Origin of the sequence: Klebsiella sp. G-Nf4 (assembly GCF_002810615.1) — a bacterium.
GTDB lineage: Bacteria > Pseudomonadota > Gammaproteobacteria > Enterobacterales > Enterobacteriaceae > Klebsiella > Klebsiella variicola.
Genome location: NZ_PION01000021.1, coordinates 23603 through 32901 on the forward strand (window position 1 = coordinate 23603; position 9299 = coordinate 32901).

Below are 9299 nucleotides of genomic sequence, written 5' to 3' on the forward strand. Positions count from 1 at the left end.
GGATCCTTGCGAAAGTAACGCGCGCCTGCAGCGAGGCGCGCGAGATCAATCAAGCCGTTTTGCGGAACCGGCGCGTCAGGCGCTTCTCAACTTCCACCACCAGGAACATGGCGACGCCGATGACCAGGGTGATAAACCAGTAGCGCAGCGGCAGCGCTTCCGTACCAAACATGCTCTGCATCAGCGGGACATAGATAATGACCAGCTGCATCAGCAGCAGGACACCGGTCACCAGCCAGATGCCTTTGTTGCGCAGCAGACCCATGCTCAGGGAGAAACTGTCGCTGCTGCGGCAGTTGATCATGTAGACCCACTGCGCCGTCACCAGCATCTGCAGCAGCACGGTACGGATAAACTCCGGACTGTGGCCGCGCGGCGCCAGCCAGGCCTCAAGGATAAAGGCGGCAATAGCAATCATAGACCCGACAAAAGCCACTCGCCACACGGCGAAGCCATCCATCACGTGCTGGCCGGTTTTACGCGGCGGGCGGTTCATCACATTGCGCTCTGCGGCTTCAAAGGCCAGGCCGAAGGAGAGCGTCGCCGACGTCGCCATGTTCATCCACAGGATCAGCACCGGGGTCAGCGGAATAATGTTCCCCGCCAGCAGGGCAATGATGATCAGCAGCCCCTGCGCCAGGTTGGTCGGCATGATGAAGAGGATGGTCTTCTTCAGGTTGTCATAGACCCGACGGCCCTCTTTTACCGAGCTGGCGATGGTGGCGAAGTTATCATCGGTCAACACCATGTCAGCCGCCTCTTTGGTGACTTCGGTACCTTTGATACCCATGGCGATACCCACGTCGGCCTGGCGCAGCGCCGGCGCGTCGTTGACGCCGTCTCCGGTCATGCCGACCACTTCGCCGTTATCCTGCAGGGCTTTCACCAGGCGCAGCTTATGCTCCGGGCTGGTTCGGGCAAAGATGTCGTACTCCACCGCCGCCTTCGCCAGCGCCGCATCGTCCATGTGCTCCAGCTGGTAGCCGGTCATGGCCTGGCTGCTGTTGGTGATCCCCAGCATCTGGCCGATGCTCATCGCCGTCTGCGGGTGGTCGCCAGTGATCATCTTCACGCGGATCCCGGCGGTCTGGCAGGCGTGGATGGCGTCAATGGCTTCCGGACGCGGGGGATCCATCATCCCGGCGATGCCGAGGAAAATCAGCCCCTCCTGCAGGTCCTCATGGTTGAGGGTGGTGGCATCAAGGCTGGCAGGCTTACAGGCCGCCGCCACCATGCGCAGTCCCTGACGGGCGAAGCGCGCCATCTCCTCTTCCCAGTACTGCACCTCGAACGGCACCGCGCCGTGGCGGCTCATCTGCTCGCGGCACATGGCGAAGATAACGTCCGGCGCACCGGTGATAAGCACCCGGGCCTCGCCATCGATGTGCTGCAGGGTCGACATATATTTGTACTGTGAGTCAAAGGGGATCTTGGCCACCAGACGGGCCTCCACCGCCGGGAGCTGCGCTTTCGCCGCCAGCACCTTCAGCGCCCCTTCGGTTGGCCCACCGGTGATCCCCCACAGACCGCGCTCATCCTGGATAAGCTGGCTGTCGTTACACAGGTCGATGGTGCGCAGCCAGGTTTCCAGCACGGTGCCGGGCTGAACCTGCACGGGCTCATCGCTCCCCTCGAGGAAGATCCGTCCCTGCGGCTCGTAGCTGTCGCCTTCCACCCGGTAGCAGCAGTCTGCCGTGATGATCGCTTTAACGGTCATTTCGTTCATCGTCAGGGTGCCGGTTTTATCCGAGCAGACCACGGTCATGGCGCCGAGGGTTTCCACGGTCGGCAGCTTACGAATAATCGCCCGCTTGCGCGCCATCGTCTGCACGCCCAGCGACAGAATAATCGAGATAATCGCCGGCAGCCCCTCCGGTACCGCGGCCACCGCCAGGCTAATCAGCGACAGCAGCAGCTCGCCCATCGGAATATCCCGCAGCGCGAGGCTAAAGATAAACAGCGCCACCATCATGGCGAGGATAATGACAAAAATCGCTTTGCCGAGCTTATCCATCTGCACCAGCAGCGGGGTACGGTGCTTCTCAATGCCCGCCATCATCTGGTTGATATGGCCGAGTTCGGTCTCCGCGCCGGTGGCGGTCACCACGCCGACGCCGCCGCCAGCGCTGACGGTGGTGCCGGAGAAGACCATATTCACCCGGTCGCCCAGCGGCAGTTCGCCCTCCAGCGCGTCGGTGATTTTATCCACCACCGTCGACTCGCCGGTGAGGATCGCCTCTTCCACCCGCAGGTTGTGGGTTTCAATCAGGCGCATATCCGCCGGTACGCGGTCGCCGGCGCGCAGGATAACGATGTCCCCCGGAACCAGGTCGCGCGTCGGGATAGTCTCATGTTTGCCGTTACGCTGGACGCGGGCATCGCTGGAGAGCATGTTGCGGATCCCCTGCAGGGATTTTTCGGCGTTGCTCTCCTGGATATGGCCGATCAGGGCGTTAATCACCGTCACGCCGAGGATCACCAGGGTATCGACCCAGTGACCCATGATGGCGGTCAGCGCTGCGGCGGCCAGCAGCACGTAAATCAGTACGTCGTTAAAGTGGGCGAGAAAGCGCAGCCAGCCCGGTTTACCCTTCTTTTCCGGCAGGGCATTCGGACCAAAGGTATTCAGGCGCTCGGCGGCGTCTGCGGAATTTAACCCAGCGGCCTGGCTTTTTGTCTGCGCCAGCACTGCGTCAACGGTCTGCTGCCAGACCTGCCGTGGCGCGGTGTCGCCCGAGGGCGTCGTAAACTTTGGGTTATTCATCTTGGTCAAATTACATTTTCCTTATAAATTCCGTGAGTCGGAAAGCCTGAAATCATTCCTGGCCAATGAAGTAAAACGTGGCTAAAAAGCCGGTAAAAATGTGATCCAATATCCGCCTAAATTTTTCGCAAAATACAAAATGTGTGATAAGTTAATTCACAAGATAAATATTACAGAATATTAATAAACCAAAACTAAACGAGGTTAAATATGTTTGGAATCTACCGCGGACGCCGTCTGGTGCTGTACATCCTGCTGGCCATCATTGTTGCCACGCTGGTGGGATATAGCACTTATAGTTTTGTAAAAGCGCTGGCATAATAATGACGTTAATTTACACCCAGCTGCAATTAACTTAATTACAAATTATTTCAGATTAATTAACATGAGAGCGTAAGGCAGGCAATAATATTTAAAATAGCCGTGTTATAGAGAGTAAAAAAACAAAGCATATTGCGTTAAGTATTATTTTACCGGACAATATGTTTTTTAACTGATGATTAACATGACATGAAACATCCGCTGGAAACGCTTCTCTCCGCCGCCGGGATCTTACTGCTGGCCCTGCTCTCCTGTCTGCTGTTGCCTGCGCCTTCGCTGGGCCTGACGCTGGCGCAAAAGCTGGTTGAGACATTCCATATGATGGATCTCAACCAGCTCTATACGGTGTTGTTTTGTCTGTGGTTCTTAGCGCTGGGCACCCTTGAATTTCTGGTGCTGCGCTGGGTGTGGCGCCGCTGGTTCTCCCTCGAACGGTAAACCAGGAGAGCGCGCCTCAGTGGGCGCGGCTGTGGTTTTCTTTACGGTAGGCGCCCGGCGGCTGGTTGAAGGTCCGGGTGAAGACGCGGGTAAAAGTCTGTTGCGAATCGAAGCCATACTTCAGGCAGATATCGTAGACCCGCTGATCGGTGTCGCGCAGATCGCGGGCGGCCAGCAGCAGCTTCCTTTCACGAATATAGCGCCCGAGGCTCTCTCCCTTGTACTGTAAAAACAGCCGTTGCAGATGCCATTTCGAATACCCGGCATGGCGAGCGATATCATCAATACGCAGCGGTTGATGCAGGTTGTCATCAATCCACTCGACGATAGTGTCAATCACCTGAGCGGAAATCGTCATATGCTCTCTCCTCTGAAACTGCACTGGCGCTTAGCGCCACCAGGCGTTAAATGATTGCGTCTTATCGGCGACCCACAGCGGCTCGCCCTGCATAGGCGTCAGCAGACGCCAGGCCCTTCCTTCGCTGGCAGCCGCCAGCCGTTGATACGGTTCATCCCAGCTGTGTTTCGCCAGAACAAACCGTCCTGCATGCCCAGGCAGCACCGCGCGGGCGCGCAGGTCGTCGGCAGCCTGAGCCGTTTCATCCGGCATCATGTGAATATATTTCCAGTCCTGGTCATACTGCCCGTTCTCCATAATCGCCAGATCAACCGGACCAAATTCATCACCAATCGCTTTGAAGTGCGGCCCGTAGCCGCTGTCGCCGCTGTAATAAATTTTTTGCTGCGGGGTGACGAACAGAAAACTGGCCCACAGCGTCTGGTTACGCTTCAGCCCACGGCCGGAAAAGTGCCGCGCCGGCAGAACGTGAACGGTGAACTCATCGCTGACCGGGATCGCCTGCTGCCAGTCCGCTTCGGTAATCAGCGCCCCGTCCATCCCCCAGTAGCGCAGATGCGATCCGACACCCAGCGGCGTAATGACCCGCTTAATTTTCGGCAACAAGGCGCGGATGGTGGCGTAATCCAGATGGTCGTAGTGATCGTGGGAGATGATCAGCAGATCGATATCCGGCATCCCTTCTGCCCGCCACGGATAGTCGCCGGGAAAGGCTTTATTGATAAAGGAGAACGGCGCCGCGTAATCGCTGAACACCGGGTCGATCAGAATGCGTTTTCCCGCCAGCTGCAGGTACCAGGAGGAGTGGCCGAGCCAGACCATCACATCCTGCCCCAGGGGCAACGTCGCCAGGTCGGTCTTCACCAGCGGCAGCGGCTGAGCGGGACGAGCGTTTTCCCGTTTGGTCATCAGGAAATCCCACCACGCCGCCAGCATATTTTTCTGCCCGGTAAACCCTGGCGTGGGCAATTGGTTATGGAACTGGCCGTCCCGGTAGTGGGGAGACGCTTCCACCTGGCTAAGCTGTGCCCCCTGCGGCGCCTTACCAAAACCGGCATTGAGGACAAACGGCAATGTCGTTGCTGCTGCGAGTAACATGATGGCGACCACGCTAAAAGTGACACGGTTCATATCCTGACCAGACAAAAGCCCCCATCCCGGAGGCTTTGTGATATAACTTGATTATGAGTGAGTACGCACTCATTATTAGGAAAGTGATGAAAGTCGTCAAGACGATTTTCAATTTTTGCGTTCCGCCGTTGCAGCGACCTGGTCAGACGTGCAAAGATCGGCGGTTTGTTTAAACCTGCGTGAGGAAAAAAGTAGTGGCTCGTCCAAAGAGTGAAGATAAAAAGCAAGCGTTACTGGAAGCTGCCACCGCGGCTTTCGCCCAGTCCGGCATCGCCGCCTCAACGTCGGCCATTGCCCGCAGCGCCGGTGTGGCCGAGGGGACGCTGTTTCGCTATTTCGCCACCAAGGATGAGTTGCTCAACGAGCTGTACCTCGCCATTAAGCTGCGTCTGGTACGGATGATGATCGCCGGGCTGGATCCGGACGAAAAGCGCCCGAAAGAGAATGCGCGCAATATCTGGAATAGCTATATCGACTGGGGTGTGCGCAACCCGATGGAGCACAAGGCGATCCGCCGGATGGCGCTCAGCGAGCGCATCACCGACGAAACCCGTCGCCAGGTAAAAGAGAGCTTCCCGGAGCTCAACGAAATGTGCCAACTGTCGGTGAAAGAGATTTTTCTCAGCGAGGCGTATCGCGCCTTTGGCGACGCCCTGTTTCTGTCGCTGGCGGAGACCACCATCGAATTTGCCAGCCACGATCCGCAGCGCGCCCGGGAGATTATCGCCCTCGGCTTTGAAGCCATGTGGAACGCCCTGCATGAGGCGGACGCCTAATGACCCCCGAGATGCTGCATCCCTGCGCTCATCGTATCGCCCTGACCTACCCGTTTACCGAGCACTGCTGGCCTTTTGGGCCAGAGTACGACGTGTTTAAGGTCGATGGCCGTATCTTTATGATCACCATGACCATTCGCGGCCGGGCGCTGGTCAACCTGAAGGCCGAGCCGCAGAAGTCGCTGCTGAATCAGGAAATTTATCGCAGTATCGAACCGGGCTACCATATGAACAAGAAACACTGGATCACGGTGGTGCCGGGAGAGGATATCAGCGAGGATCTGCTGGCCGAGCTGATTGACGATTCGTGGCATCAGGTGGTGAACAAGCTGAGCAAAAAGGCCCAGCAGCGGCTGCGTCCGCGCTGATTTTCAGCCGAAAGCGATAAGTGTTATCGCATTTTTCACCCTTATCATTTGGCGATCTTCGCTGTACTCTTCCTCTCCTTAACGCACCGGTAAGGTGCTGTAAACTGTGAGGAAGAGTTATGGATATCGTATCGGTCGCTTTAAAGCGCTATTCCACCAAGGCCTTTGACGCCACGAAAAAGCTGACTGCCGGGGAAGCGGAACAGCTGAAAACGCTGCTGCAGTACAGCCCGTCTAGCACCAACTCCCAGCCGTGGCACTTTATCGTCGCCAGCACCGATGAAGGGAAAGCTCGCGTAGCCAAAGCCGCCAGCGGCACCTACGTGTTCAACGAACGTAAAATTCTCGACGCCTCGCACGTGGTGGTGTTCTGCGCGAAAACCGCGATGGACGACGCCTGGCTGCAGCGCGTGGTGGATCAGGAAGAGGCCGATGGCCGTTTCGCCACCCCGGACGCAAAAGCCGCTAACCACAAGGGTCGTACGTTCTTTGCCGATATGCACCGCAAAGAGCTGAAAGATGACGATCAGTGGATGGCAAAGCAGGTGTATCTCAACGTCGGCAATTTCCTGCTGGGCGTGGCGGCGATGGGCCTCGACGCCGTGCCGATCGAAGGGGTCGATTTTGCGATCCTCGATGAGGAATTTGACCTGAAAGCCCAGGGCTACACCAGCCTGGTGGTGGTCCCGGTCGGTCACCATAGCGTGGAGGATTTCAACGCCACCCTGCCGAAGTCGCGTCTGCCGCAGTCGACGACCATTACCGAGATTTAATCTCTCACCAGGCGCCTTTAAGCGGGCGCCTCTGGTGCCGCTTGTTATTGCCGGGTGGCAGCTACGCCTGACCCGGCCTACATAACAATGTATATCATAGAGTTACCTCTCACCGTAGGCCCGCGCAAGCGCAGCGCCGCCGGGCGATGACAACGGGCACGGAGCCGATTTTATGCCTGGTGGCGGCTGCGCCTGCCCCGGCATACGGGATCCTCTTACAGGCTTACACCTCGCAGCGCCGCCGGGGGCGTTAATTTAGTAAAGTAGAACTTGCGGGTGCTTTATTCCACAGGCTAACGCGTATCGCGTTAAGGTATCCAGACTGGCGCGGGTGATATTGGCTTCCATTCTGGAGACCGTCGGCGCACTCACCCCCATCCTCTGCGCCACCTGGGCTCGGGTCAGCCCCGCTTGCTCGCGCCATTGCGCCAGCATAGTACGTAATCGCTGTTGACGTTCTTGCGCATCGAATGCAGCCTGAACCTCAGGCTGGCTAAGCAGTTCTGTTTTTAACGTATCCCAGTCAATGATCTTTTTACTCATTGCGCATCTCCTCTAATCGCTTCAGCGCCAGGCGAATTTCCGCTGACGGGGTTTTTTGCGTTTTCTTGACAAAAACCCGTAGCAGAAAGAGCGTCTTGCCTTGCTGAAAAACGTAGATCCCTCGCCCCTGTACCGAACCTAACGCACGAATTTCAAATAACCCCTGCCCCAGCGGTTTACTGTCAGGTTCTCTCAGCGCGGTGGGATTTTGGCGTAACTTGTCTATTTGCCGGATCATCTTCGCCTGGACAATGGGCGGAAGCGCCTGCAATTCCTTTTTAACGTCCACATGCACAACCAATCTGAACATCAGACTCCCTTCTTCTGGAGGTTAGCATATAAGGCAAATTGCCTTAAAGGCTAATTTTTGAGATACCCGGCAAGCCTATGCTCATTTGCAGCCAATCGCAGAAAAATGCGCTGAAACTGGAATCAGGAACGAAAAAGGCCGCGACTGAGCGCGGCCTGAGTGGTTAGCGTTCTCAACGCGAGGTTAGTTGTTCTCCACCTGCCCTTCGCCGGCGTGCCAGATGCGCTCGGCATAGCGGCCAATCACCGCCAGCGAGACGGCAAGGATCAGGAAAAACAGCACCTTGTGCATCCCGTTCCAGAAAAACTCAAAGAAGCGGGTATAGAGATTGATCGCCAGGAAGGTTAGCCCGAAGCCGCGCAGCATTCCGTCATCGGTTTTCAGGCTGATAAAAATGCAGATGCCGGCCGCCGCGGCAAACAGCAGCCCCCACGGCAAGAGTCGCGCCTGACTCACTTTGTACCAGCTGTCAGCGTCGTAATTGCCGAAAATCGACAGGATCCACAGCGCAATAAACAGGTACGTGAGGCCCATCGCCTTGCTGACGGTAAACAGCTGCCGCTGGCGAAGCAGGGATTGCGCGCCGTAGCAGAGCGCCAGCAGCGCGCCGCCGAACAGGACGAAGCGAATCGGGTAGTTCATGCCCAGCCAGTAGGCGCCCCACCCCGAGACATAGCCGGTTTCCGCGCCAAACCAGTTGCCCAGCGCCAGCAGAAAAAAGAGCCACACCAGCCCGGAGCGGGCAATATAGCCGATGGCGCCGTAAATCACGCATCCGGCCAGAAACAGCGGTGCGATATGGCCGCTGCCGTTATCCAGCCGTTCGCCAAGCTGCCATAGCGCCACGGCGGTAAAGACGACGCCCAGAAACAAAATCGCCTCGGTGCTGTAGTGCCACTGCGTCTCCCGCCGCTGGCGGCGAAAACCCCAGCCGTAACAGGCGACTGCCAGCAGCGCAGGCAGCAGGATCCGCGTCAGCGCCGAGTGGCTGAACAGGCTCAGCAGCCACGCCACCAGCTCGCTGTCGGCGAACAGGCTGCCCAGAGCAATCAGCACGCAGGCCAGCGCGGTCCAGAAGGCGTAGCGGCTCAGGCGCCGCCAGTCGAAGGGGGAGACGCGCAGCGTTTGCGCCAGCCGCTGGCTGTCCGCCGGGGTTAACTCCCCGCTGGCCTGCCAGGCGTTCAGCGCGCCCTGAATAATGCGCTGCTCTTTTCGGGTTACGTTCATAGGCATTCCTTGAGACTGATGACAAACCTGTTTTCGCTAATGTGCTCGCCTTTTTGCCGGGTGGCAGCTGCGCCTGACCCGGTCTACCTAACCATTTATATATCAGATTGTTATCCCTCAACCTAGGCCCGCGCAAGCGCAGCGCCGCCGGACGATGACAGCGGGCCTGGAGCCGCATCTATGCCGGGTGGCGGCGTACGCCTTACCCGGCCTACAAACCCAAATCACCGCGGGTCCTGGGGCTGCTGAAACTGCCGGTGCTGGCGGCCTCAACATCGCTGAGACGTTCC

10 protein-coding genes are annotated in these 9299 nt (G+C 57.8%); 4 read left to right on the forward strand and 6 right to left on the reverse strand.

Going from position 1 to position 9299, the window contains the following annotated elements; translation table 11 throughout:
• Nucleotides 1-49: 49 nt before the first annotated feature.
• Nucleotides 50-2773: a cation-transporting P-type ATPase gene (locus CWM57_RS26585; RefSeq protein ID WP_165784265.1), complete on the reverse strand. Its 2724-nt coding sequence runs from the start codon at nucleotides 2771-2773 to the stop codon at nucleotides 50-52.
• A gap of 501 nt (nucleotides 2774-3274) precedes the next feature.
• On the opposite strand from CWM57_RS26585, the gene CWM57_RS26595 reads away from it, so the two are divergent.
• Nucleotides 3275-3523: a DUF1158 domain-containing protein gene (locus CWM57_RS26595; RefSeq protein WP_008805539.1), complete on the forward strand. Its 249-nt coding sequence runs from the start codon at nucleotides 3275-3277 to the stop codon at nucleotides 3521-3523.
• A gap of 16 nt (nucleotides 3524-3539) precedes the next feature.
• Here the strand turns inward: CWM57_RS26595 and CWM57_RS26600 are convergent, their stop codons facing one another.
• Nucleotides 3540-3881 (reverse strand): RamA family antibiotic efflux transcriptional regulator, encoded by a 342-nt coding sequence (locus CWM57_RS26600; protein WP_002893035.1) that lies wholly within the window; start codon nucleotides 3879-3881, stop codon nucleotides 3540-3542.
• 30 nt (nucleotides 3882-3911) lie between these two features.
• Nucleotides 3912-5027 carry an MBL fold metallo-hydrolase gene (locus CWM57_RS26605; RefSeq protein WP_162493283.1) on the reverse strand — a complete coding sequence of 372 codons (1116 nt, stop codon included), beginning with the start codon at nucleotides 5025-5027 and terminating at the stop codon, nucleotides 3912-3914.
• Nucleotides 5028-5206: 179 nt separating this feature from the next.
• Between CWM57_RS26605 and CWM57_RS26610 the strand changes: the two genes are divergently transcribed.
• The 3 genes from CWM57_RS26610 to nfsB all read left to right on the forward strand — a co-directional run bounded on the left by CWM57_RS26610 (nucleotide 5207) and on the right by nfsB (nucleotide 6929).
• On the forward strand, nucleotides 5207-5788 hold the full coding sequence (locus CWM57_RS26610) for a TetR/AcrR family transcriptional regulator (protein ID WP_046881940.1): 582 nt from the start codon (nucleotides 5207-5209) through the stop codon (nucleotides 5786-5788).
• Nucleotides 5788-6156 carry an MmcQ/YjbR family DNA-binding protein gene (locus tag CWM57_RS26615; protein ID WP_008805536.1) on the forward strand — a complete coding sequence of 123 codons (369 nt, stop codon included), beginning with the start codon at nucleotides 5788-5790 and terminating at the stop codon, nucleotides 6154-6156. The genes CWM57_RS26610 and CWM57_RS26615 overlap by 1 nt, the downstream gene beginning before the upstream one ends.
• 119 nt (nucleotides 6157-6275) lie before the next feature.
• Nucleotides 6276-6929, forward strand: a complete 654-nt coding sequence (gene nfsB / locus CWM57_RS26620; protein ID WP_004178896.1) for an oxygen-insensitive NAD(P)H nitroreductase — start codon at nucleotides 6276-6278, stop codon at nucleotides 6927-6929.
• Nucleotides 6930-7184: 255 nt separating this feature from the next.
• On the opposite strand, the gene CWM57_RS26625 is transcribed toward nfsB, so the two are convergent.
• The 3 genes from CWM57_RS26625 to CWM57_RS26635 all read right to left on the reverse strand — a co-directional run bounded on the left by CWM57_RS26625 (nucleotide 7185) and on the right by CWM57_RS26635 (nucleotide 9009).
• The gene (locus tag CWM57_RS26625) at nucleotides 7185-7472 is read right to left on the reverse strand and encodes a helix-turn-helix domain-containing protein (RefSeq protein WP_074386636.1); all 288 of its coding nucleotides are present in this window, start codon (nucleotides 7470-7472) and stop codon (nucleotides 7185-7187) included.
• Nucleotides 7465-7782 carry a type II toxin-antitoxin system RelE/ParE family toxin gene (locus CWM57_RS26630; RefSeq protein ID WP_100631594.1) on the reverse strand — a complete coding sequence of 106 codons (318 nt, stop codon included), beginning with the start codon at nucleotides 7780-7782 and terminating at the stop codon, nucleotides 7465-7467. The genes CWM57_RS26625 and CWM57_RS26630 overlap by 8 nt, the downstream gene beginning before the upstream one ends.
• Nucleotides 7783-7965: 183 nt before the next feature.
• Nucleotides 7966-9009, reverse strand: a complete 1044-nt coding sequence (locus CWM57_RS26635) for a DUF2157 domain-containing protein (RefSeq protein ID WP_100675938.1) — start codon at nucleotides 9007-9009, stop codon at nucleotides 7966-7968.
• Between the last annotated feature and the right edge of the window lie 290 nt (nucleotides 9010-9299).

Coding starts and splice junctions, on each gene's coding strand:
- CWM57_RS26615 (WP_008805536.1), top strand. CDS start 5,788: ATGACCCCCGAGATGCTGCATCCCTGCGCTCATCGTATCGCCCTGACC.
- CWM57_RS26595 (WP_008805539.1), top strand. CDS start 3,275: ATGAAACATCCGCTGGAAACGCTTCTCTCCGCCGCCGGGATCTTACTG.
- CWM57_RS26635 (WP_100675938.1), bottom strand. CDS start 9,009: ATGAACGTAACCCGAAAAGAGCAGCGCATTATTCAGGGCGCGCTGAAC.
- CWM57_RS26600 (WP_002893035.1), bottom strand. CDS start 3,881: ATGACGATTTCCGCTCAGGTGATTGACACTATCGTCGAGTGGATTGAT.
- CWM57_RS26630 (WP_100631594.1), bottom strand. CDS start 7,782: ATGTTCAGATTGGTTGTGCATGTGGACGTTAAAAAGGAATTGCAGGCG.
- CWM57_RS26625 (WP_074386636.1), bottom strand. CDS start 7,472: ATGAGTAAAAAGATCATTGACTGGGATACGTTAAAAACAGAACTGCTT.
- nfsB (WP_004178896.1), top strand. CDS start 6,276: ATGGATATCGTATCGGTCGCTTTAAAGCGCTATTCCACCAAGGCCTTT.